Below are 23,000 nucleotides of genomic sequence, written 5' to 3' on the forward strand. Positions count from 1 at the left end.
AAATTGCTTTGATGGAGAATTGTTTAGATTGAATTGGACTATTTATCAGACACTTGGTGTAATTTAAAAACAATTTAACCAGCATGTGATCAAGAGGGCAGTGATTGTGCTACACTATGCGGCCGATAATCAAGGATAAATCATGAAAAAAGTCTCAATTATTGCTCAGTGCTTAGTAAATGCTAAGAGTTTCAGTGAGATGTCAGAAGCTGAATCCTCGATCAAAAAAGTATTCAATGATAGCTATAGCGATCACTCATTTGACGAATGGAATACCGAAGTTTCCGCGTTGAGTGCCAAGCGAGTTATCAGCCTGGTTGCTGGGTCATCCAAGGTTCGCGTCAGAGGTTTAATTCAGGAACTGTGGAATCACTGATCCTGCTCTGATACTTAACTCCTCTCTGATTTTTCACTGCGTAGAGCATGCCTGTCATGCCACGTGGTGAAAAGTAGACCTTCCTGTTGCAGCGGTAACTCACCGCCGTTCTCTCTTCTCGGGCTGGCACGATCTCTAAACTGCTTTATAAAGCACAAATTTTAACCAATGACGGCGTTGGCACAGTTTCTTTGGCGCGGTTCACGTAACTTCATGACATAGACAACCACGAGGTAAGATTATGTCATTGATCGATAGCTTCAGAAGACTGATCAGCAAGGCTCAAACTAAAGTCACTTGCCCTGAATGCGGTAAGGCATCTCAGCAGGATACAGAAAAAGTGCAGAAAAATAAGGCGTTGGTTTGTCTAAAGTGCGGCAGCCTATTTTTGCCCAGCGATCAAAAACGTTAACCAAATACCATCGCTGCCCAGCGTAATAGCAGCAGAGCCAGGCAAATGCATAACAGTACCAGGAACATTTTCCAGTGCTTTTTATGTAATCTTTTGGTTACCATCATTTTCCTCTTATCTATCTGGTTCATTTACGTCAGTATAGTAACGAAAAACTATGCTGATGAGCAGATATACTCTGTGCGCATTGCTTGAGATAAAGTGTAATATGCGTTGTATCAATAATGTAAGAAATAGAATTCGAAATAAGGAAAATCATGGCCACTAGCCTTCCTCAAAAATATGAAAATGCTGAGCGTTGGGCATTTGGTGATACTGAAAGCGTCGCAGATGAGCTATTGGCGCTGGTATTGCAAGGCGTAAAAACGGCCACTTGTGCCTCTTTAGATGGAGATGGCGTACCGCAGGTGGGCGATGTATTTGTGGTAGTGAATGGAAAAAATGTGCCGGCCTGTGCCGTTGAACTGACGGAAGTGGATCTCAAAACCTACGATCAGGTCGATGAAGCACATGCTTTTGCCGAAGGTGAAGGAGATCGTACTCTGGCCTATTGGCGTAAAGAACATCAGCGCTTCTTTGAGGCTTATGATATGTTCTCACCTGATATGACATTGATCTGCATGAAATTTAAAGTGATTGAGACGTTTTGATTTTAGTCTGAAAACACGACTTGTTCGGCAGGAATGAATAATCTAACGATTCGATACGAATACTGCCCGATAAGGGTTAAAAATATTGAGGGAAAACCCGCCGTCTGTCACCTCGTGTTATTCGACGGACGGGTTTTCTTGCTAACCAACTATGTCATCCTCATTACCCAGGCATCCTGATGCCGATCATAATGTTTCTTATACAACAACGTTTGTTTCCCATCCAAGAGCGCCGGAACGCTGGTGTGCTCATCCCAACCGTCTAATTGCGTGCAAAGATCTGGATCTGATTTGCAGGGAATACTAAGCGTATTTTCCCCTTTGGTCTGCTGAGGGGATATTTGCGCATCATCAATCTCAAAACTGCCTATTTTTAATACTGACTTTCTCATTGAAACTCCTGGAGATTATGGTGGTAGGAGGTGTGACCAGATAAGGCCGCATTATTGAGAATAGCCGAGGTTATTAAAAGCGCCAAATGCAGACGTAGAAAAATACGGGTTTTTATTCGGCCAGTTTCTGGATGTTATATTGGTTACGCCCATTATTTTTCGAGAAATACAGTGCCTTATCCGCCGCTAACAGCAGATGAGATTGATCGATGTCGGGTGAGTGCACTAATGGATGATAAAAACTGGCACCAATGCTGATTGTCACTTTCTGGAATTCGCTGTCCGCATGTTTAATACCCATGATACGAATGGATTCCAAAATATGTTTAGCGACCAACGCTGCGCCAGCTTCGTCGGTATCGGGGAGAATTGCGGAAAACTCTTCTCCTCCATAGCGAGCGACAATATCCGTACTGCGTTTTAGTGATTTTCTTAAGGCGCGGGCAACCAATCTCAGGCAGGCATCACCAGAAACGTGGCCGTAGTGGTCATTAAAGTTTTTGAAATAATCAATATCGATCATCAATAATGCCAGTGGCGTATCTGTACGCTTGGCACGTAGAAATTCGTGAGATAAAACCTTCTTGAATTCCCGTCTATTCGGTAATTTGGTTAATGAGTCAGTGCGTGCCTGAATCTCCAGACGTCGATTGGCTTTAACCAGCTTTAGCTCCAGCAGCTTACGCTCATGAACATCTTCCGCCGTGCCATACCAGCAAATAACGTTACCGTCAGTATCCAGGCTTGGCGTGGCGCGAATTCGCATCCAGTTCCAGCCCTTTTCAACGTGGCAAAAACGGATTTCAATATCGAGAGATTCGCCGGTGCGCAGCGAATGCTCCCAACTGACCAGCGCGATATGCCGATCCTCTGTATGAATGGTTCTAACCCATTCATCTTCCAAGGCCTGTTTGCGAGTAAAACCGGTTATTTTTTCAAATCGGCTGCTGATATCGGTAATTCGGCCGTCGGGTGCCGCGGTCCAGGGAATTTGTGGGTTCAGCTCCACCATATTACGGTAATGTTCTTTGCTACTGCGCAGCGCGGCTTCCATTTGTTTCAGGCAACTGATATCTATCATGGCGACGGATAATCCGGTTACCCGGCCTTGGGTATCTCGAGCCGCTTTCATGCGAATAAAAAAAATGTGTTTCTCGCCGGGCATCTGAAATTCAGCGTCCAGAATATTTTCGTTATTATAAGCCCGCAGTAGAGCCTGACGTAGAATAGGAACAATGCTCGGCATGATCTCAACCACTTTTCGACCGTTAATTTCATTGGCGTGTTTACCTAATAAATTCGCCAAATAATCGTTAATGGTGACGTAGCTCAGAGTGGTATCAACAAAACATAATCCGGCGGGAGCGTTGGAATAGATAGATTCTAATTCAAATAAGCGCTGTGGGGCGTTGATAGGAAAATTTGTCAAGTCGCGATCTATACCTCTATAACCTTTGAATTCGCCGTGCTCATCAAATAACGGAACTCCGCTGGTTTCGAGTAAGATTTCAGAACCATCAATGCGGAGATTACGATTTTTTAAACCAGAAAAAGGGCGACGCTCGGCGCTGATTTTGCTGAAAACATCCATGAATCGCTGTGCTTCATCCTTGGGCATAAAATCATATAATGATTTACCGATAATTTCATGGGGCGCTCGGCCAAAGAACTCTAGGCATTTAGAGGATGAAAAGGTGTAGTGGGCATTAGCGTCAATTTCCCAAATCCAGTCTGAGTTATTCTCGATAATATCGCGCAACTTATTTATTTGTTGGCGTAGAGTCGTCGTCAAAGACTCATTTTTATTTTCATCATCTGGCATGATGTCACTCCTGTTTGAGCACGACTTCCTTGAGTAAGAAAAACTGTCACCATATTCTGGCTTGCTGATTGTATATCAGCCATAAAATGAATACAGCTTATTAGGAGTAATCTGAGCGGCTGGTGTTGAATTAATCCACTATTTTATAATGACAAAACATTAACCAAAGTAGAAACATAAGTAAATTTTCAGAATAATGTTTTGTCAGCTTTAAATTTATCAGCACACTCGGTAGGGAAACTAAATATTTAGGCGTTAATGGGTTAATTCATTATTACAGAATAGGCTAAATCTGTATTAATTACTGCGAACTCATCTCTGCGTTTGGACCTCGGTGGTTCATTGATTTTTATTCATTTTTTATGATGCCAGGTAAAACACCAGACTGTCCATGCTACGAATAATAGGTGACGTTATCATTTTTTGTTATATACAAAGTTAATTCTTTTGATGTGTTATCGGAAATATTGAGCGGTTTTAGGCTAAAGCTATTCATCTAATTTAAGTGTTCGTCAGGTTTTAATATGAATAATTGGTAATGGATTCTTCTATAAAAAACGAGTTTGACCGAATGTCTATGCTGACAGGGTTAGGATTTTATGCCAAAAAGAGATTGATTGTTGCAGCGTTCAGACAAGAAAATAATACTCGGTCAATATGCAGAGAAATATGGCTAGACCATAATTAGAATGCGTAATGACACCCTAGGGCTTTCATATAATCATCAAGGAGTCTGACTCGAATCTTGTTTACCTCAGGTTTCCTCTTCTTCTTTTTTAGCATATCGGATTCTTTAAAAAAACGCCGGATGGCCATAAACGACCTATCCGGCGAGCTTATTTAGAGAGGCTAGAAGCGAGGAATCGCTGTACCCCAATTGCGCCAATCTTTAGGTTCTTCAGTATTCAGCAAGAAATGCTGATTGACCGAAGCCTTCGGTGCCAATGGCGTTGTCGGTGGCGTTGCAAAGGCGATACCGCCGCGAATAAATTGCTGGAAGGTGCCGCTTTTCACTACGCCGCCGGTTAGACCAAACTGTAGGTTATAGCCGGAAGCCAGCCAGAACACGCTGTTTTGCCGAACGAGCTGTTGGTATTTCTTACTGATTCGCAGCGAAACCTGTACTCGATCTGACATCGCGCCAAGATTGAATCCGGTGACCGTACCGACCTCCATTCCGCGGAACAAGACCGGCGTGCCGATCTGTAATGAACCGGCTTCGGCAGTATCCAGCACGATGCTCAGACCGTCTAGATAGCGCGAATCAGTAATGGTAGCGGTTTGTAGTTCGAAATTACGCAATGCCTGCCCACGCCCCGGTTCCACGTTAATATACGGCTGGAGTAGGGTGTCCAGGTTATTGACGCCGGCGGCGGAAATTTCCGGTGAAACGATAGAGAAGCGGGTGCCGAAGCGAGCAAAGCTCTCCACGTATTCTGGATAAAGTACCGCTTTGGCCAGAACTTCGTTGCGCTCGGCGGACAATTTCAGCGATTCGACCTGACCAATATCGATTCCCAGATAACGAATAGGCATACCTGCCGCCAGTTTGCTGGCATCGTAAGTGCGTAGCGTAATTTGGCTCCCCACGGCGCGGGCGGCGGTTTCTGTGGCATACAGGGTGCGTTTAACGCCTTTGCCCAAGGTTACGCCGTCGAGATTATCGAAGCTAATGGCGCCTTTGAGTGCCCGGTTCAAAGGCGAAGCTTGCACGGTGAGTCCGCTGCCGTTTAACTGTACTTTTGCTCCGCCCTCAGCCCAGAAGATACTTTTACTGCTCAACAGGTTACGGTATTCCGGCTGAATATAAACATCCACCTCAAACTCATTGGCTTTTGGGCGAACATTGACTATTTCGCCGACCTGAAACTTGCGGTACAGAACTACCGAGCCAGTTTGCACGTCGGGCAAGCTGCTGGCCGTTAGAGTGAGGGTCGTCGCAGGCAGGTTACCCAGAATACCGTCTTCAGCCTTTTCGCGACTGCTGTAGAGCGGATATTGGCTTTTCGGTTCACCTTTACCCCCGGCCAGCAGCTGAATACCGCCGTCAAACCATTCTTGTGCGCTGGCACCCTGAACATTGATGCCATCAATACCGATTTTGACGTCGATACGGCTGTTAACCACGAACTTGCTATCGTTATGCACCAAATGACGATATTTGGCCTCAATGGCAGCGGTAAAGGTGATACCGGAATCATCCAGCGTGCGGGTAATAACCTGCCCGATTTTAATGCCGTGCAGCACAATAGGTTGCCCGACATCAATACCGTAGCTTTGCGGCGCGGTGAGGGTTAACTTCAGTACATCCGGCTGCTGTAACAGGCTTTTGTTGCTATCTAGTACGATAAAGTGCTGTTGCGGCTCTCCGTCTCCGGGAACCAGCTCTAGCGTATTACCGGTCAATAATTCACTCAGCTTGGTATCATTGAGGCTGATACGTGGACTGTTCATTTCGATACGGCTGCCGGTACGCATAAGATCGACAACCGAAGGATCGATGGTCAGTTCGCCGGTGACCTTACTGTCTGGTTGCAATACCAGTTTGGTCAATGTACCAACCTGTAATCCCTGATAAATCAGCGGGGTACGGCCTTCAGCCAGATTATTGCCATTGGGTAAATCCAAGGTTATGGCTACGCCGCGGTTACTGTGGGCCAAATCGGGGTACAACTGGAACTGTTGATCGGTTTTGGCATCCTGGCTTTGCTGCGGTGAATCAAAGGCAATTGCGCCGTTAACCAAGGCCGCCAGACTCTCCATCTGGACTGACGCGCCGCTCAGGCTAAAATCGCCTTTAAAACCTGAGACATTCCAGAATCGGCTGTCATTTTTCACCAGATGAGCGAAGCGGCGATCAATCAGCACGTCAATGATTACACCATTGTTATCCGGCGCAATGTTGTAATCATAAACTTTGCCTACCGGAATTTTGCGGTAGTACACCAGAGAACCGGTATTGAGAGAGCCGAGATCTTTGGCGTTCAAATGAATCATCAGCTCGCCGGTATTCAGGCGGAATTTGGGTTGAGTATCTAACGCGGTGAAATGGGTTTGCGGTTTACCGTGGCCCGGCATCATACCGATATAGTTACCACCGACCAGTGCGTCTAACCCGGAAACCCCGGCCAGAGAGGCTTTGGGGGTAACCAGCCAGAATTGGGTCCCTTCTCGCAACGAGTCTTCCAAATCGTTTTTAATACTGGCAGTCACGACAATGCTGCGTAAGTCTTTGCTCAGACTGATGGATTGCACCGTGCCGACTTCAACCCCTTGATATCGAATAGGGGTACGACCGGCGACAATACCGGCGGCAGATTGAAAATCGATTGTGACTTCAGCTCCGCGATCTTGCCAGTTGGTATAAACCAGCCAGCCCGCAATCAGCAGAGCAATGAAAGGCAGCAGCCAGAAGGGTGAAATTCGGCGTTTGTGCCTAACCTGAGCCTCAGTCGGCGTATTCGGCGTTTCCTGTTGCATGTGCATCCCAAATCAATCGGCTATCCAGCCATTCAACGGCAAGAATAGTCAAAATTACCGCAGACCCAAAGTAAAAGGCAGCCGGTCCCATAGTGAACGAAAGTAGCTGATCTCTGTTGATCAGCGACATCATTAACGCAATAACGAACAAATCCAGCATTGACCAGCGGCCAATCCAGGTAATGACACGCATCAAACGCATACGGGTCTTCAAACTGTGCTGAGTTTTCAAATGAATACTCAGCAGCAAGGTAATCAGTACGATAACTTTAGTAAAAGGAACTAATACGCTGGCAATAAATACCACGGCGGCGATCGGCATATTGCCGGAGGAGGCCAGAGAAATCACGCCAGAGAAAATGGTATCTTCCATACGCACGCCGTTGGCGTAAACAATCGAGATTGGCAGCAGGTTGGCGGGCAATAGCAGCACCATAGAGGCAATCAACGCAGCCCAGGTTTTTTGCAGGCTGTGGCGGCGGCGATGGCGCAGCGGCGTGTGGCAGCGCGGACAGCGACCCTTGGCGTCAGGATGGCCGGTATAGTGGCAGGAGAGGCAAACCCGCAGCGTTTCCCTTGGCCCCGGCGGCTGTTCCTGCGGGTAAAAGCGTTCCCACAGTTGCTCCAGATTCAGGTGAATTAGCGTCAAAATGCTTAATAAGGTTAGCGCCAGATAGGCCGTAAGCCCAAGCCCTGGGGAAATGTCGGCATATTCTTTGACTTTGATACAGGCAACAGCCATACCGATCAGATAGATGTCCAGCATCACCCATTCTTTTAATCTCTCCAGCATCAGTAACACCGGCCGCAAATTCATGCCGATACGGCTACCAATGCGCAGATAAAGGAGAGAAAGCGTCAGTGTGAGCGGCGCGCCAAAAATACAGAAAGCCACCATGCTGGCGGTTAAGGGGTCGCCTTGTTTGGTCATCTGCCAGATGCCTTCCAACAGACTGGCATCGATATGGGTGCCGAGCAGACGAATGCTGATTAAGGGTTCGCTAAAGGCAAAGGGCATCAACAGTAGCATTGCTACGGCCATTGCGGTTAGGCGAGTCAGGGACCAATCACGGCCGCTGACGACCTTGGCGCAACAGCGTGGGCAATAGGCGGCCTGATTACCTTGCATTGGTGGCAGGGTAAATAGGGCGTCACATTCGCAGCAGCGCTGTTCTCGCGCGGTGGAAAGAGGGCGGTAAATCGCTTCTATCTTCATAAATATCTAATCGATGGCTCCGCCGGTGATGAAAAGCCCAATAGCAATATGGGTAAATGCCGAACCAGGGTACAGAAAGTCGAGGTATATAATTTGGAGCACATTAAATTCGCAGCGCATCAAATTACGCTATAAATCAAATATAGTGTGCGACGGGGCTGAGCCGCGGTTTTTATTCTCGAACGTGACAGCATAACCCGTTGTGTGAACCCTGAAAATCAGTCAATTCCCTATTGTAGGGAACTCTTTTACTCAGTTAAAGATGATTAGCCTTGTGGCAATGTACATTTAATGCTTACTTTAGAGAGGCTAAGCACCGGTTGCCTCTGGCTATTCTTAGGTTTGTTAATGGTTACGACATGAAAAAAGAAGAATTCTACGCGGAATTAAAACGCGATATGAGTGCATTAATTGCTGGTGAGCATAATTTTATCGCTACACTTTCCAATGTCAGCGCGCTGTTGTATGAGCGCCTCGACGGGTTGAACTGGGCCGGTTTCTACCTGATGGATGGCAATCAACTGGTATTGGGACCGTTCCAAGGGAAAATCGCCTGTGTACGTATTCCCGTGGGTAAAGGCGTGTGCGGTACGGCAGTGTCAGAAAATCGCGTGCAGCGGGTTGCGGATGTCCACGCTTTCCCCGGGCATATTGCCTGTGACGCCGCCAGTAATGCCGAAATTGTCCTGCCAATCGCGGTAAACGGCGTTGTCATCGGGGTTTTGGATATTGACAGCACAGTTTATGATCGTTTCGATGAAGAAGACGAAAAAGGGCTGACGTCAGTCGTGGCGGGGCTTTGCGCCCATCTTGAACACTGTGACGTTGCGAAATATGTCACACAGACTGCAAGTTGATACACGGATAACGTGGCAATTGCTGGAGGCGTCATTATAATGACGCCTGTTCATGCCTGCGCTGGTTGGCAAACCCGTTGTAATCAGGAAATTTCATGGAAAATCAACCTAAGTTGAACAGTAGCAAAGAAGTCATAGCCTTTTTGGCCGAGCGATTCCCGCTTTGTTTCACCGCCGAAGGCGAAGCACGCCCATTAAAGATCGGCATTTTTCAGGATCTGGTGGAGCGAGTTCAGGGGGAAGAGAATTTAAGCAAAACGCAATTGCGTTCAGCCTTGCGTCTATACACCTCAAGCTGGCGTTATCTTTATGGGGTCAAAGTCGGAGCAGAGCGTGTTGATCTGGATGGCAACCCTTGCGGTGTGCTGGAAGAGCAACATGTCGAACATGCCCGCAAACAGCTGGAAGAGGCGAAAGCCCGTGTTCAGGCACAACGTGCTGAGCAACAAGCTAAAAAACGCGAAGCTGCCATTGCTGCGGGTGAAACCCCAGAGCCACGTCGCCCACGTCCGGCAGGTAAAAAACCTGCACCACGTCGTGAAGCAGGCGCTGCTCCGGAAGCTCGTAAGCCTCGTCAGCCAAATCGCCCACAGCAGGCCCGTGCTCCTCGCCCAGCGGCAGAAGAGAACCAGCCACGCCCTGTGCCGGTCACAGATATCTCGAAACTGCAAATTGGTCAAGAAATCAAAGTCAGAGCAGGCAAGAGTGCGATGGACGCAACCGTATTAGAAATCGCTAAAGATGGCGTACGGGTGCAGCTATCTTCAGGTCTGGCGATGATCGTGCGCGCAGAACACTTGCAGTTCTGATACGGAGGCCAACCTAGGCATGAACAAATTTGTCAGATTAACAGCATTAGCAGGCTTGTTACTGGCGGGGGCGAGTTACGCTGGCGATACGACTACTTATCGTATCGATCAGTTACCTCAACTGCGTCAAGAGCCTCAGCACTCGACGGTGAGTGAGCGCGTCGCTTCGCGCTTCACTCGCTCTCATTATCGTCAGTTCGCGCTGGACGATCAGTTTTCCGCCAAGATATTTGATCGCTATCTCAATATGTTGGACTACAGTCACAACCTGTTGCTGGCATCAGATGTGGCACAGTTCGCCAATAAAAAGAATTCACTGGATGATGAATTAAAATCCGGTCAGTTGGATACGCCTTATGCGCTATTCAACCTGGCGCAGAAACGTCGTTTCGAGCGCTATCAATACGCATTGTCAGTGTTGGAAAGACCAATGGACTTTACCGGCAATGACACCATCGATTTGGATCGCGCCAAGGCGCCGTGGCCCACTAGCGAAGCCGAGCTAAATAAGCTGTGGGACGCCAAGGTCAAATATGATCAACTTAATCTCAAATTAGCCGGTAAAACGGATAAAGAGATCAAAGAAACGTTGACCAAACGCTACCAGTCAGCCATTAAACGCCTGACGCAGAGCAACAGCGAAGACGTTTTCCAGCTGATCATGAATGCTTTTGCTCATGAAATCGATCCGCATACCAATTATTTGTCTCCGCGTAACACCGAGCAATTCAATACTGAGATGAGTTTGTCTCTGGAAGGCATTGGCGCGGTATTGCAAATGGATGATGATTACACCCTGATTAACTCCATGGTGCCCGGTGGCCCAGCGGCCAAGAGTAAGGCGATTACCGTCGGCGATCGTGTGGTTGGCGTCGGTCAGACCGGTAAACCTATGGTCGATGTGATTGGCTGGCGTCTGGATGATGTGGTTGCGCTGATTAAAGGGCCGAAAGGCTCCAAAGTGCGTTTGGAAATCCTGCCTGCGGGCAAAGGAACCAAAGTGAAAACCGTCACCCTGACCCGCGAACGCATCCGACTGGAAGACCGAGCGGTTAAAATGTCGGTTAAAACCATTGGCAAAGAGAAAGTGGGAGTGTTGGATATTCCTGGTTTCTATGTCGGTTTAACCGAAGACGTGAAGGTTCAGCTGCAAAAACTGGCCAAGCAGAATGTGAGCAGTATTATTATCGATCTGCGCAGCAACGGCGGTGGCGCTTTGACCGAAGCGGTCTCTTTGTCTGGCTTATTCATCCCAAGCGGCCCGGTCGTGCAGGTGCGGGATAATAACGGCAAAGTGCGTGAAGACAGCGATGCCGACGGCATTGTGTATTACAAAGGCCCGTTAGTCGTGCTGGTGGATCGTTATAGCGCCTCGGCGTCTGAAATCTTTGCGGCAGCTATGCAGGATTATGGTCGTGCGCTGATTGTCGGTGAACCGACTTTCGGTAAAGGTACGGTGCAGCAATACCGTTCTCTGAATCGGATTTACGATCAAATGCTGCGTCCAGAGTGGCCTGCATTAGGTTCGGTACAGTACACCATTCAGAAATTCTATCGCGTGGACGGTGGCAGTACCCAGCGTAAAGGCGTGGTGCCAGACATTGTGATGCCAACCGGTGTCGATCCGGCGGAAACCGGTGAAAGCTTTGAAGATAACGCGTTGCCGTGGGATAGCATCAACGCCGCAACCTACACCAAGGTTGATGATTTGAAACCTTTCGAGCCAGCGTTATTGAAAGATCATGCGGCCCGTATCGCTGTCGATCCTGAATTTAAGAGCATTCAGGAAGATATCGTGCGCTTTAAGGCGTTAAAAGCGAAACGCAACAATGTTTCCCTTAACTATGCGCAGCGTGAGAAAGAGAATCAGGAAGACGACGCCACCCGTTTGGCGCGCTTGAATGAACGTTTCAAACGCGAAGGTAAAAAGCCGCTGAAGTCTTTGGATGATTTACCTAAAGATTATCAAGAGCCGGATCCTTATCTGGATGAAAGCGTCCATATTGCTTTGGATCTCGCCCAGTTGGAAAAAGCGCAGCAACCAGCCGCTAAATAAGCCGCCAGTGATGCAAAAATCATCCGGGGTCTCTTATGAGGCCCCGGATTTTTTTATGGTACGAGTGGGCCGTGATCGTAAAAAACGCGCTAAAGGATCGCCGGAGTGGCTGGGGCGGCGGAGGGAATCACGGGGAAAACGGCGCAGGAAGACGACTGAATGTGATAAAATATGTTCAAATTTGTAAAGTTATGTTGATTTAATCAGTTACGGCTTAACAAGCCTTGAAAATTTATTAGATGCCCATAGGATCAGGATATCTCAATAGGAATTTCGGTAAACGGCTAAACAAATAAGGAAGTAAAAATTTATGATGCGTATAGCTCTGTTCCTTCTCACTAACCTGGCGGTGATGTTGGTCTTCGGGCTGGTGCTAAGCCTGACTGGAATTCAGTCAAGTAGTATACAGGGGCTGATGATTATGGCGCTTCTGTTCGGTTTTGGTGGTTCATTCGTTTCACTGCTGCTGTCTAAATGGATGGCGCTGCGTTCCGTTGGTGGGGAAGTGATCGAACAGCCACGTAATGAAACCGAACGCTGGTTGCTGGATACCGTACGTCGTCAGTCTCAACAGGTTGGCATCGCTATGCCACAGGTTGCCATTTATCAGGCTCCGGATATTAACGCCTTTGCGACCGGCGCTCGCCGTGATGCTTCGCTGGTGGCAGTGAGTACCGGTTTACTGCAAAACATGAGCCGCGATGAAGCGGAAGCAGTTATCGCCCATGAAATCAGTCACGTAGCTAATGGTGACATGGTCACAATGACGCTGGTTCAGGGCGTGGTGAACACCTTTGTTATCTTTATTTCTCGTTTAATTGCGCAGGTTGTCGCTGGTTTTGTGTCTGGCGATCGGGAAAACGAAGGCAGTTCTTCTGGCAACCCAATGGTGTATTTCGCCGTGTCTATGGTGCTGGAACTGGTATTCGGTATTTTGGCGAGCATTATCACCATGTGGTTCTCTCGTCACCGGGAGTTCCATGCGGACGCTGGCTCAGCCAAATTGGTGGGTCGTGAGAAGATGATTGCGGCGTTGCAACGCCTGAAAACCAGCTATGAGCCGCAGGAAGAAAGCAGCATGATGGCGTTTTGCATCAACGGTAAATCTAAGACTTTCAGCGAATTGCTGATGTCTCACCCACCGTTGGACAAGCGCATTGAAGCACTGCGTACTGGCGAATACCTGAAATAAGCCACAACCGCTTGTGGTGAAGCAGTTAGAAAGCCCCGTGAATAGCGGGGCTTTTTTGTGCCTTTTTATTGTCGAATTTTCAGCGCGCTAGCTGGTTTTAGATGAAATGCGCAGCAGGCTAACCACCGCCGCCAGCGTGGCAAAACCGCCGGCAAGTAGCAAAGAAGCATAAGTAGCATTGTCCGCAAACTGATGGAACATTAAGGCCACTAACGCCGCGCCAGAGGTCTGCCCTAGCAGACGCGAGGTGCCTAACATACCGCTGGCACCGCCGCTGCGGTTGGGCGGCGCGGCAGAAATGATCGTGTGATTGTTCGGCGACTGGAATAAACCGAAGCCGACGCCGCAGAGCATCATGCGCCAGATAATATTCAAATCGCTCGGATTGGCCGGAAGAGTTGCTAGCAGGAAGAGTCCGCTGGCGAAAACTGCCAGTCCGATGCCGCCCAACAGACCCGCCTGATAGCGTTCCACTAACCGACCGGCAATCGGTGCGGCCACAACCGTTGCCAGCGGCCATGGGGTGAGCAACAGCCCGGTCGCCACTTCATCCCGCCCTAACACGTTTTGCAGGAAGAACGGCAGCGACACCATCGCCAGCATTTGTGCAATAAAAGAACAAATCGAGGTGCCGACGGAGAGGGCAAAAATCGGGATACGTAGCAGATCGACGGGTAATAACGGGAAAGGTTGCTTGAGCTGGCGACGCACGAAGAAAAAACCAATCAGTAATAGCGCTATGATTTCACCGGCAATTAGCGTCGGGCTTTGTCCTTGGGCAAAGCCGCTAATGGCGATAATCAGCAGGCCAAAGGTTATGGCATTCATCAGACAACTGACAATATCGAATTTATTACCGTTACTCTTGGCTACGTTAGCGGGTAAGTATTTCATGCCCAAACACCAGGCGAGCAGGCCAATTGGAACATTGATGGCAAAAAGCCATTGCCAGGATGCTATCGATAGTACGGCGGCGGCGATGGTAGGGCCAGCGGCGGCAGAAAAGGCCACGATCAGGGAATTAATGCCAATACCGCGTCCAAGTTGGGCTCGCGGATAAATGATTCGAATTAGCGCCGTATTGACGCTCATCAGCGCTGCAGCCCCAAACCCCTGTAATACCCGTGCAAAAGTCAACGTCCAAAGGGAATCGGACAGGGCGCAGAATAATGATGTCAGGCTGAAAATAAGCAATCCAGCCTGATAAACCCGCCGGTAGCCGATGATATCCCCGAGGGATGCCAGTGAGAGCAGCGAAATGGTGATGGCTAACTGATAGGCATTGACGATCCAAATAGAATCGGCCGGGCTGGCATTCAAATCGCGGGCGATGGTGGGTAACGCTACATTTGCAATAGTGCCATCCAGTACCGCAATAGTAATACCCAAAGCTATCACCAAAATGGCGGCGTAGCGCTGGGGAACCGGCAACCCATCAGTCTGAGAAGGTGTCATATGGAATTTTATCTGTAAAAGTAATGAAATGGCTAAGTATTATAATGCTAACGGCAAAGGTGGCAGATTGCATCTTTGCCACTCGGATAATTGTCATAGCTAATTGTCATAACTGATTGTCAACGAATGTGTGCAGGATGCAGGAGTGGCCAAATCATCATGATAAGACAGATAAAAGCCAGAAAATATCAATGCTATTGGCTAAAACGAAACTGCGATCACGGAAAAATGAAACATCGTTCCTATAATGGATTGTCACATGTTAACCAGCTGATGCTGCCAACATTTTTCATTCTCTGACGTTTTAAGGATTCCTCGGATGGCCAAAGGTAAACTCATTCCACTGACATTTCACACCTATCAGGATGCCTCTACCGGTGCCCAAATTACTCGTTTAACGCCTCAGGACGTGACCTGTCATCGTAACTATTTCTATCAAAAGTGCTTCACTCAGGATGGCCGTAAACTGTTATTTGGCGGCGCTTTTGAAGGGGCGTGGAACTATTATCTGCTGGATTTGACTACTCGGATAGCCACTCAATTAACCGAGGGTATCGGCGATAATACTTTTGGCGGTTTTCTGTCGCCAAACGATGACGCGCTATATTACGTAAAAAATGGCCGTAATCTCATGCGGGTAGATTTGGATTCACTGGAAGAATTCTTGGTTTATCAGGTGCCTGACGGGTGGATGGGGTATGGCACTTGGGTAGCGAATTCAGATTGTACTAAGTTGGTTGGTATTGAAATCAAGCAGGAGGACTGGCAGCCGTTAACCGATTGGAAGAAATTCCACGATTTCTATTTCACTCATCCTTGCTGCCGTTTAATGAAAGTCGATCTGCGCACCGGGCAATCAACGGTGATTCTTCAGGAAAACCAATGGCTAGGCCATCCTATTTATCGTCCTTTCGATGATGCTACCGTCGCTTTCTGTCATGAAGGCCCGCACGATTTGGTGGATGCACGTATGTGGCTGATCAATGAAGACGGCACGAATATGCGCAAAGTGAAAACCCATGCGCCGGGAGAGAGTTGCACCCATGAATTCTGGGTGCCGGACGGCTCGGCTTTGGTTTATGTTTCTTATATGAAGGGTAGCCCAGACCGTTTTATTTGCAGCGCCGATCCGCTCACGTTGGAAAATCGTCAGTTGACCAAAATGCCAGCCTGTTCCCATTTAATGAGCAATTATGACGGTTCTTTGATGGTGGGCGACGGCTCTGATGCGCCGGTAGATGTGCAGGACGATAGCGGCTACAAGATTGAAAACGATCCTTTCCTGTACGTATTCAACATGAAAACCGGCAAACAGCATCAGATAGCGCGCCACGACACCTCATGGAAGGTATTTGAAGGCGATCGTCAGGTAACCCACCCGCATCCTTCTTTTACACCAGATAATAAACAAGTGCTGTTTACTTCAGATGTTGACGGCAAGCCCGCACTGTATTTAGCGACTTTGCCTGAAACTGTGTGGTTATAGCATCTTTGCTCTGGCCTCCGGGGTAAAAAGAGGCCAAATCCCTATTTCTCAGTGTGATATCAGATTAATTATATTGCATCATTGCGCAATCTCACCGCTTCCTCTTATAATAAAACCATTGTTCTATTTTTTTTAAAACAAAAAAACGAGTAGGGTAACGACACAATGGCTACGAATGATTTTGATAAACAGCCCGACTCAGTTTCGTCGGTTCTGAAAGTTTTCGGTATCTTACAAGCGTTGGGTGAAGAGCGAGAAATCGGTATTACCGAACTCTCGCAGCGTGTGATGATGTCCAAAAGTACGGTTTACCGGTTTCTGCAAACTCTAAAGTCTTTAGGCTATGTGGCGCAGGAAGGGGAATCTGAAAAGTATTCGCTGACGCTTAAGCTGTTTGAATTAGGCGCAAAAGCGCTGCAAAACGTCGATTTGATCCGCAGCTCGGATATTCAGATGCGCGAATTGTCGAATCTGACCCGTGAGACCATTCACCTGGGCGCTTTGGATGAAGACAGCATTGTCTATATCCATAAAATTGATTCGATGTATAACCTGCGAATGTATTCCCGAATTGGCCGTCGTAACCCGCTGCACAGTACCGCTATTGGTAAGGTGCTGCTGGCCTGGCGCGATCGCGGCGAAGTGGAAGAAATTCTGTCTCATATCGAGTTTACCCGTAGTACCAAACACACGCTGGACAGCGCTGCGGTGCTATTGCCAGTGCTGGATCAGGTGCGTGAACAAGGTTTTGGCGAAGATATCGAAGAACAGGAAGAAGGGCTGCGTTGTATCGCCGTTCCGGTTTTCGACCGTTTTGGCGTTGCCATCGCGGGGCTGAGTATTTCATTCCCGACGCTGCGTTTCTCAGAGGAACATAAGAGCGATTATGTAAAGTCATTGCATCAGGCGGCGCGTAATATCTCGGAACAAATGGGTTATCGCGACTACCCGTTTTAATGGGCGGCGTTTAATGCATTATTAGCTAGGTAAATCCAGCGGCTCCTGATTCAGGGGCCGTTTTTTTTGCTGGTTTCCCCCATGATGGTAAATTCTTAAGGTGCAAATGATACTTATGCAGAATGTATCGTTTACATACCATTTAGTTTACATCAGTTACTGTGAATCGAGTTTATCAAACGACAGGGAGTGTGAATGATGAAAAAATTATTGCCGGCGGCGCTGTTGCTGCTTTTGGCTGGGTGTAGCAGTAGCCCGCATAAATTGATCGATCGCGGTGATTATCAGGTAGATACCACCCATCCTGCGGTGGGGCAGAACGATCGGGTGCGCTTTCTAGTGTTCCACTATACGGCGGTTGACGATGCGGAATCCCTGCGATTGCTGACTCAAGAGCAGGTTAGCGCGCATTATTTGGTGACGGAACATCCGCGTAAAGAAGGTGGCAAACCGGTGGTACTGCAACTGGTTCCCGAAGATAAACGCGCCTGGCATGCTGGGGTCAGCGAATGGCAAGGACGTACCAGCCTGAATGATACCTCGATAGGCGTGGAAATCGTCAATCTGGGCTATACAGAGGAGCTGCTAGGGCGTAAGTGGTATCCGTTTAACGAAAACCAGATTGAATTGATTGAGCGGCTGGGGAAGGACATTGTTGCCCGTTATCATATTGCTCCGACAGATGTTGTAGCGCATAGTGATATTGCTCCGCAGAGAAAGTCCGATCCCGGCCCGTATTTCCCGTGGAAACGTTTATATGAAGCTGGCATTGGCGCTTGGCCAGACGAAGGGCGGGTTCAGGAACTGATTGATGGCCGTGATAAACACGAGCTGGTGCCGGTTGAGTCTATTCAGAAAGCGTTAGCGACTTACGGGTATAAAATCCCGCTAACCGGTGAACTGGATGAGGAAACCCTGAAGGTGATAGCTGCCTTCCAGATGCACTTCCGCGCCAGCGATTTCAGCGGCGTACCGGATGTGGAAACCCTGGCTATCGCACAGGCTCTGGTGGAAAAGTACCGTAGTTAATCCAGTTTGAAGAACCCAGGTGAAACAAAATTGAAAAAGCCGGACAGTTTACGCTGCCCGGCTTTTTACTGATTACGATAAGTGAGACATTTAGCGATGCGCTAATTCCACCTCGTCATCACTGTTTAGAATCTCTTTGTCGGTTTGTTTCATCAATTGGCTGGTGATGGTACCGGCAGTCATAGAACCGCTTACGTTCAAGGCGGTACGGCCCATATCAATCAAAGGTTCAACGGAGATTAACAGAGCAACCAGCGTGACCGGCAGACCCATGGCTGGCAGTACAATCAAGGCTGCAAAGGTTGCGCCGCCACCTACACCGGCTACGCCAGCTGAACTGACGGTGACCATACCGACCAATGTTGCAATCCAAATCGGGTCCAGTGGGTTGATACCTACGGTTGGAGCCACCATCACCGCCAGCATAGCCGGATACAAACCGGCACAGCCGTTTTGACCAATCGTTGCGCCGAAGGACGCAGAAAAGCTGGCAATGGATTCAGGGATACCCAGACGGCGAGTTTGCGCTTCCACACTCAGTGGGATGCTGGCAGCACTGGAACGGCTCGTGAAGGCAAATGTCAGCACCGGCCAAACTTTCTTGAAAAATTTCAGCGGGTTGATACCGGTAAAGGCAATCAACAGACCGTGAACCACGAACATGATCGCCAGACCCAGATACGAGGCCACAACGAAGCTACCCAGTTTGATAATGTCCTGAACGTTAGAGCCAGCGACGACCTTGGTCATCAATGCCAGCACGCCGTATGGGGTCAGTTTCATAACCAGACGAACCAGTTTCATCACCCAGGATTGCAGGGTATCGATAGCAACCAGTACGCGTTTACCTTTTTCAACGTCGTCTTTCAGCAATTGCAGTGAAGCAATTCCCAGCAGAGTCGCAAAGATAACTACGCTGATAATCGAAGTTGGGTTTGCACCGGTTAAATCGGCAAACGGATTTTTCGGGATAAAGGACAAAATCAGCTGAGGCACGCTCAGATCCGAAACCTTGCTCAGATAATTGCTTTCAATCGCGCTTAGGCGAGCCGCTTCCTGAGTGCCCTGAACCAGACCTTCAGCGGTCAGGCCGAACAGATTGGTGACAAATACACCGACTAACGCCGCAATCATGGTAGTAAACAGCAGGGTGCCGATAGACAGGAAACTGATTTTCCCCAGCGACGCCGCATTATGCAGCTTGGCGACGGCACTTAAAATGGACGCAAATACCAACGGCATCACGATCATTTGCAGTAATTGTACATAACCGTTACCGACGATATTGAACCAGGTAATAGATTCTTTCATTACCGGGTCGTCAGAGCCATACACCAAATGCAGGCCGAGGCCGAACACCACGCCTAATGCCAGACCAGCCAGAACTTTTTTGGCCAGGCTCCACTGTTTGTGACGGGTTTGTGCCAATAGCAACAGCAATGCGACAAAAATCGCCACATTAATTACGAGCGGTAGGTTCATCCCCAAATCTCCAAAATTCTATTATGAATACTTTTTGCGTATTCTATTTATATTGCTGACCTTGATAGGTCGCGAAGCCAACTATCCTAACAGTTACTGAGTTGGCTCACTTATATCCAAAAAGAATTTGATATAATTTTTTACGCAAATTTGTATAAAGTATATGCTTTTGGTGATGATTTCGGCAGTTAATTGTGATCAGAGTTTGAAACTCTTCAATTGCTCAACATAGGATTGGACGGGAAATGAGCGGTCGCTCTGCCAGTAAACGGCGTAGCATACTAAAAGTACGCAAAACACGCGTTCCAGCTGATTCCCTTTTTGCGAATTGAGCAGAGGCAGGCGAAACCGCCAACGGCACGGCCACAGCAGTGGTACGCCAGCAGGCGTCAGCATATCCGCCAATAAATGGCTGAAATAGCCGACGATCATCGCATGCATGACGTCAGGTGGGATAAACCAACTGCGGGGAATTTCAAGCTGAAATAACGCTATTCCACCGAGGATCGCTAATAAACTGTGGGTAAAACCGCGATGGCCAAAAATCCGTGCAATAGGCGCGGAAATCCACTTCAAGCGTTGCCCCAGAACAGAGCGGGGATGGTCAATATCAGGTAGTAGAGACGTCAAAAGGGCGCCCGGTATAATGTGCCACCAGTCCCCCTGTGTAAGCTCGGGAGTCAACCCGGCTTTTTTGGCAAAAATTGCGCAGGCGACAGAAAAAATCAAATGCCCTTCCGCGGTCATACAAACGTCCCAAACTATAACTGTTAATTTATCCAGTATATGGGATTTCTCTGGGTGAAGATAGCCGTTACGCTGTAACTAAATGTCACATTAGGAGTGATTTTAGGGTGAATGTTGTTTTTTCAGACAATCCACAGCTGGCGCGTGGCTGGGCGGCGGATATTATAGGAAATGGAAGGTGAAAAAAACGGGGAAAAGCGACTGGGAGTCAGATTTTTCCCCAAACACGGGTAACAGGTTTGCAGCGGCAGTTACTGCAATACTAATGATGAGTATTCAATCAAATCGGACATACTGAGGTTATAACGGTGACCAGGTTATAACGACGATCAGAAGGTGTACTGCACCCCCACGCGGAAACGGGTCTGGCGTTCGTCGGTCAGGCTGCTGCCAGAAACATTGCCGATAGCCACATAAGGTTTCCAGTTTTTATCCCATTTGTAGGCCAATTTGACATCATGACTCCAGTCATACTTTTCGTTATTTGCCAGAATTTTGTCCTCAGATTTTTTGTAATCCAACTCATATTCGACGGAGTAATCTTTCAGGAAGTTATAGGCAAATAGCAGGGTGAATTGATGGCCTTTCTCAGTATCTTTGGTGGAAGGCTGGTTACGTTTGTAATAAGGGCGATAGCGTAGAGACGTAGAGAAATCGTCAGTAAAGGCAACTTTGCCGCGTAAATATGGCCGGTAGTTATTGCTGTCTGATGAGGATTCCAGAGAGAAGCCCGGTTCCAACTGGAAGGTCTTGTTAAATTTATACACATAGCTGGCTACCACTTCGGTACCATTACTGACCTGTTCGTGAAAAGGTTTGTTTGCGGTGTTGTCCGAGCTGTGTTGCCGCCATTTGCCTTCCAAAGAAAGGCCAAAGCCGTTAGCGAAACGGTTAGAGAACAGCAGACGATCTTTATGATCGTTCGAACCGCTATCCAGCATTTCATGACGATAATCGATAGTTGTTGCCACAGAGCTGAAACTGATAACTGATGCCATTGCCAGAGTAAGTAATTTAAATTTCATTTTTATAATCCCTGAGTGATGTATTTTCGCATCAATAAAGAATACATTCTTAAAAAAGAAACATCGTTTCATTTATTGTGGTTTTATATTCTATTTATTATTTTAATAATTTTTGTGATCGATGTCGTCATTGTTCCCTAATAAAATAAAAGCATTTTAAAGTTGTGATGACGATCTAATTGATTGTTTTTATTGTAATTTAATCAAGCAGAAAAACCCCGCCAAATAAATGGCAGGGTGAGTTTAGTGCCTTATTCTTCGATTTATCGCATGGCGCGTTTTAAAATTCGGTCACCCTGACGATTAAAATATTCTGCAGTTTCCTCTACGGTTTTCTGACCATAATCGATGTATTGAATGGCGTCACCAAATAAAGAAACAATTTGTGGATCATCGAAATAAGGCGAGGTTTTCATTTCGTGCGGCAAGGCTAATGCCATATTTAGGCCAGATACGGACGGATCGGTATCTTGAATAGTGCCGCTGGTGCGTAATTGTTCAACCGCCGTCGCGCTAAGCGGCACGCCGCGTTCCAACCCAAGCGCTTCCACACCTTCTTTGCTGTTTAGCAGGAAGTTAATCAGAATGGCGCTTTCTTTCGGATGTTGGGTAGATTTGCCAATAGACAGCATTTGCGCAGGTTTAAAGAATAAACCGGCATCTTTGGCACCTGGCAGCATTGGGTAGGGGCCTAACACCAATTTAGCCGGTTTTTTCAGGTTGTCGGAGTATTTATTAATGGTGGAGTTCCACATATATGTACCGGCCCACTCACCGTTAATCCAGGGTTTCATTTCGTACATATTACTTTTGCCGAAGGATGCATAGTATTTGGTCGAAGGCATTACATGGCTATCTACCATTTTCTTATACAGAGTAAAAAACTCCACCCATTGATCTTTGCTATAGGCAAATTTTTTGTTGGCTTCGTCAATCGTTGGAATATTGTATTTTTGCGTCATATAAGAGCGAATTAACGCCAATGTGTCCTGATGCTCTAAAACGACGGGATAATATTGGTTGCCCAGTTTTTCTTTAAATACGGCGCCTGCGGCTAGCAGCTCGTCCCAATTTTTTGGATATTCTAGACCCGCATTTTTCCAGGTTTCATCGTTAAAATAGAAAATACGGGCGGTAACCGAAATCGGAATACCGTTCAGTTTACCGTTAACCGTAGTTTGCTGTAATTCTTTGGGATCGAACTGATCCAAATCCAACGTGTCTTTGACTTTAAATAAATCGTAGAAGCCTGCGCCATCTTTAGAGAAAATCGGCAGCCAGTTCCAGTTGGTTTGCATCACATCCGGTTCAGTACTACCGGCAATTTGCGTAGTTAAACGAGAAAGATGGCCGTCCCAACCGGTATATTCGGCTTTAACGTTAATATTCGGATGCTGCTTATGGAATTCCTCCAAAGCTTTTAGCGTGACCTGATGGCGGCCATTACCGCCCCACCAGGACATACGAAGATTAACCTCATCCTGAGCAAAAGACTGGTGTGATAATAGTGCCAGAGTAGAAGCTATCAGCGTGTGTAGGATCGCTTTTTTCATTGGG

Annotated in this window: 19 protein-coding genes and 1 pseudogene; 10 read left to right on the top strand and 10 right to left on the bottom strand. The window is 47.7% G+C overall.

Annotated elements, in window-relative coordinates; all coding sequences use genetic code 11:
* Window positions 1-142 precede the first annotated feature (142 nt).
* Both DBA33_RS15880 and DBA33_RS20985 read left to right on the top strand, forming a co-directional pair.
* Window positions 143-376: a hypothetical protein gene (locus DBA33_RS15880; protein WP_049600573.1), complete on the top strand. Its 234-nt coding sequence runs from the start codon at window positions 143-145 to the stop codon at window positions 374-376.
* Window positions 377-617: 241 nt separating this feature from the next.
* Entirely contained in the window at window positions 618-788 is a 171-nt protein-coding gene (locus DBA33_RS20985; RefSeq protein WP_167349943.1) for a YnfU family zinc-binding protein, read from the top strand.
* Here the strand turns inward: DBA33_RS20985 and yniD are convergent.
* Window positions 785-892, bottom strand: coding sequence for a small membrane protein YniD (gene yniD / locus DBA33_RS20990; protein WP_235601050.1), 108 nt, complete (start codon window positions 890-892; stop codon window positions 785-787). The two genes, DBA33_RS20985 and yniD, sit on opposite strands and share 4 nt — an antisense overlap.
* A 104-nt stretch (window positions 893-996) precedes the next feature.
* Between yniD and DBA33_RS15885 the strand changes: the two are divergent.
* Window positions 997-1,438, top strand: a pseudogene (locus tag DBA33_RS15885) (ASCH domain-containing protein).
* 149 nt (window positions 1,439-1,587) lie between these two features.
* Here the strand turns inward: DBA33_RS15885 and DBA33_RS15890 are convergent.
* From DBA33_RS15890 to yebS, 4 genes are all read right to left on the bottom strand, one after another.
* Entirely contained in the window at window positions 1,588-1,830 is a 243-nt protein-coding gene (locus DBA33_RS15890) for a DUF1480 family protein (protein WP_120806802.1), read from the bottom strand.
* Between the two features lie 112 nt (window positions 1,831-1,942).
* Window positions 1,943-3,652: a diguanylate cyclase gene (locus tag DBA33_RS15895; RefSeq protein WP_064518044.1), complete on the bottom strand. Its 1,710-nt coding sequence runs from the start codon at window positions 3,650-3,652 to the stop codon at window positions 1,943-1,945.
* Window positions 3,653-4,501: 849 nt separating this feature from the next.
* Window positions 4,502-7,132: a PqiB family protein gene (locus DBA33_RS15900; protein ID WP_064518046.1), complete on the bottom strand. Its 2,631-nt coding sequence runs from the start codon at window positions 7,130-7,132 to the stop codon at window positions 4,502-4,504.
* Window positions 7,101-8,348 carry a membrane integrity lipid transport subunit YebS gene (gene yebS / locus DBA33_RS15905; protein ID WP_120806803.1) on the bottom strand — a complete coding sequence of 416 codons (1,248 nt, stop codon included), beginning with the start codon at window positions 8,346-8,348 and terminating at the stop codon, window positions 7,101-7,103. The genes DBA33_RS15900 and yebS overlap by 32 nt, the downstream gene beginning before the upstream one ends.
* Before the next feature lie 359 nt (window positions 8,349-8,707).
* Here yebS and DBA33_RS15910 point away from each other — a divergent pair, with 359 nt between their 5' ends.
* The 4 genes from DBA33_RS15910 (at window position 8,708) to htpX (ending at window position 13,262) form a co-directional block, all read left to right on the top strand.
* Window positions 8,708-9,205 carry a GAF domain-containing protein gene (locus tag DBA33_RS15910; protein WP_120806804.1) on the top strand — a complete coding sequence of 166 codons (498 nt, stop codon included), beginning with the start codon at window positions 8,708-8,710 and terminating at the stop codon, window positions 9,203-9,205.
* Between the two features lie 95 nt (window positions 9,206-9,300).
* The gene (gene proQ, locus DBA33_RS15915) at window positions 9,301-10,014 is read left to right on the top strand and encodes an RNA chaperone ProQ (RefSeq protein ID WP_064518052.1); all 714 of its coding nucleotides are present in this window, start codon (window positions 9,301-9,303) and stop codon (window positions 10,012-10,014) included.
* A gap of 19 nt (window positions 10,015-10,033) precedes the next feature.
* Window positions 10,034-12,070 carry a carboxy terminal-processing peptidase gene (gene prc, locus DBA33_RS15920; protein WP_120806805.1) on the top strand — a complete coding sequence of 679 codons (2,037 nt, stop codon included), beginning with the start codon at window positions 10,034-10,036 and terminating at the stop codon, window positions 12,068-12,070.
* A gap of 310 nt (window positions 12,071-12,380) precedes the next feature.
* Complete coding sequence (gene htpX / locus DBA33_RS15925) at window positions 12,381-13,262, top strand: protease HtpX (RefSeq protein WP_064518056.1); 882 nt, start codon at window positions 12,381-12,383, stop codon at window positions 13,260-13,262.
* 87 nt (window positions 13,263-13,349) lie between these two features.
* Here htpX and DBA33_RS15930 read toward each other — a convergent pair whose 3' ends face one another.
* The gene (locus DBA33_RS15930; RefSeq protein ID WP_064518058.1) at window positions 13,350-14,717 is read right to left on the bottom strand and encodes an MFS transporter; all 1,368 of its coding nucleotides are present in this window, start codon (window positions 14,715-14,717) and stop codon (window positions 13,350-13,352) included.
* 319 nt (window positions 14,718-15,036) lie between these two features.
* Between DBA33_RS15930 and DBA33_RS15935 the strand changes: the two genes are divergently transcribed.
* From DBA33_RS15935 to DBA33_RS15945, 3 genes are all read left to right on the top strand, one after another.
* Window positions 15,037-16,203, top strand: a complete 1,167-nt coding sequence (locus DBA33_RS15935) for an oligogalacturonate lyase family protein (protein WP_120806806.1) — start codon at window positions 15,037-15,039, stop codon at window positions 16,201-16,203.
* Window positions 16,204-16,368: 165 nt separating this feature from the next.
* The gene (kdgR, locus tag DBA33_RS15940) at window positions 16,369-17,160 is read left to right on the top strand and encodes a DNA-binding transcriptional regulator KdgR (protein ID WP_064518062.1); all 792 of its coding nucleotides are present in this window, start codon (window positions 16,369-16,371) and stop codon (window positions 17,158-17,160) included.
* A gap of 198 nt (window positions 17,161-17,358) precedes the next feature.
* On the top strand, window positions 17,359-18,189 hold the full coding sequence (locus tag DBA33_RS15945) for an N-acetylmuramoyl-L-alanine amidase (protein WP_064518572.1): 831 nt from the start codon (window positions 17,359-17,361) through the stop codon (window positions 18,187-18,189).
* Between the two features lie 90 nt (window positions 18,190-18,279).
* Here DBA33_RS15945 and DBA33_RS15950 read toward each other — a convergent pair whose 3' ends face one another.
* The 4 genes from DBA33_RS15950 to DBA33_RS15965 form a co-directional block, all read right to left on the bottom strand.
* Window positions 18,280-19,671: an L-cystine transporter gene (locus DBA33_RS15950; protein WP_064518064.1), complete on the bottom strand. Its 1,392-nt coding sequence runs from the start codon at window positions 19,669-19,671 to the stop codon at window positions 18,280-18,282.
* A gap of 198 nt (window positions 19,672-19,869) precedes the next feature.
* The gene (locus tag DBA33_RS15955) at window positions 19,870-20,418 is read right to left on the bottom strand and encodes a metal-dependent hydrolase (protein WP_064518066.1); all 549 of its coding nucleotides are present in this window, start codon (window positions 20,416-20,418) and stop codon (window positions 19,870-19,872) included.
* Between the two features lie 329 nt (window positions 20,419-20,747).
* A complete protein-coding gene (locus DBA33_RS15960; protein ID WP_064518068.1) occupies window positions 20,748-21,443 on the bottom strand; it encodes an oligogalacturonate-specific porin KdgM family protein in 696 nt (231 codons plus the stop codon).
* A gap of 263 nt (window positions 21,444-21,706) precedes the next feature.
* Window positions 21,707-22,996 carry an ABC transporter substrate-binding protein gene (locus DBA33_RS15965; protein ID WP_120806808.1) on the bottom strand — a complete coding sequence of 430 codons (1,290 nt, stop codon included), beginning with the start codon at window positions 22,994-22,996 and terminating at the stop codon, window positions 21,707-21,709.
* Between the last annotated feature and the right edge of the window lie 4 nt (window positions 22,997-23,000).

The organism is Yersinia sp. IP36721 (genome assembly GCF_003634395.1).
GTDB lineage: Bacteria > Pseudomonadota > Gammaproteobacteria > Enterobacterales > Enterobacteriaceae > Yersinia > Yersinia entomophaga.

What these genes read in the sequence shown, in the direction of transcription:
- DBA33_RS15880 (WP_049600573.1), top strand. Translation starts at nt 143, where the DNA reads ATGAAAAAAGTCTCAATTATTGCTCAGTGCTTAGTAAATGCTAAGAGT.
- DBA33_RS20985 (WP_167349943.1), top strand. Translation starts at nt 618, where the DNA reads ATGTCATTGATCGATAGCTTCAGAAGACTGATCAGCAAGGCTCAAACT.
- yniD (WP_235601050.1), bottom strand. Translation starts at nt 892, where the DNA reads ATGGTAACCAAAAGATTACATAAAAAGCACTGGAAAATGTTCCTGGTA.
- DBA33_RS15890 (WP_120806802.1), bottom strand. Translation starts at nt 1,830, where the DNA reads ATGAGAAAGTCAGTATTAAAAATAGGCAGTTTTGAGATTGATGATGCG.
- DBA33_RS15895 (WP_064518044.1), bottom strand. Translation starts at nt 3,652, where the DNA reads ATGCCAGATGATGAAAATAAAAATGAGTCTTTGACGACGACTCTACGC.
- DBA33_RS15900 (WP_064518046.1), bottom strand. Translation starts at nt 7,132, where the DNA reads ATGCAACAGGAAACGCCGAATACGCCGACTGAGGCTCAGGTTAGGCAC.
- yebS (WP_120806803.1), bottom strand. Translation starts at nt 8,348, where the DNA reads ATGAAGATAGAAGCGATTTACCGCCCTCTTTCCACCGCGCGAGAACAG.
- DBA33_RS15910 (WP_120806804.1), top strand. Translation starts at nt 8,708, where the DNA reads ATGAAAAAAGAAGAATTCTACGCGGAATTAAAACGCGATATGAGTGCA.
- proQ (WP_064518052.1), top strand. Translation starts at nt 9,301, where the DNA reads ATGGAAAATCAACCTAAGTTGAACAGTAGCAAAGAAGTCATAGCCTTT.
- prc (WP_120806805.1), top strand. Translation starts at nt 10,034, where the DNA reads ATGAACAAATTTGTCAGATTAACAGCATTAGCAGGCTTGTTACTGGCG.
- htpX (WP_064518056.1), top strand. Translation starts at nt 12,381, where the DNA reads ATGATGCGTATAGCTCTGTTCCTTCTCACTAACCTGGCGGTGATGTTG.
- DBA33_RS15930 (WP_064518058.1), bottom strand. Translation starts at nt 14,717, where the DNA reads ATGACACCTTCTCAGACTGATGGGTTGCCGGTTCCCCAGCGCTACGCC.
- DBA33_RS15935 (WP_120806806.1), top strand. Translation starts at nt 15,037, where the DNA reads ATGGCCAAAGGTAAACTCATTCCACTGACATTTCACACCTATCAGGAT.
- kdgR (WP_064518062.1), top strand. Translation starts at nt 16,369, where the DNA reads ATGGCTACGAATGATTTTGATAAACAGCCCGACTCAGTTTCGTCGGTT.
- DBA33_RS15945 (WP_064518572.1), top strand. Translation starts at nt 17,359, where the DNA reads ATGAAAAAATTATTGCCGGCGGCGCTGTTGCTGCTTTTGGCTGGGTGT.
- DBA33_RS15950 (WP_064518064.1), bottom strand. Translation starts at nt 19,671, where the DNA reads ATGAACCTACCGCTCGTAATTAATGTGGCGATTTTTGTCGCATTGCTG.
- DBA33_RS15955 (WP_064518066.1), bottom strand. Translation starts at nt 20,418, where the DNA reads ATGACCGCGGAAGGGCATTTGATTTTTTCTGTCGCCTGCGCAATTTTT.
- DBA33_RS15960 (WP_064518068.1), bottom strand. Translation starts at nt 21,443, where the DNA reads ATGAAATTTAAATTACTTACTCTGGCAATGGCATCAGTTATCAGTTTC.
- DBA33_RS15965 (WP_120806808.1), bottom strand. Translation starts at nt 22,996, where the DNA reads ATGAAAAAAGCGATCCTACACACGCTGATAGCTTCTACTCTGGCACTA.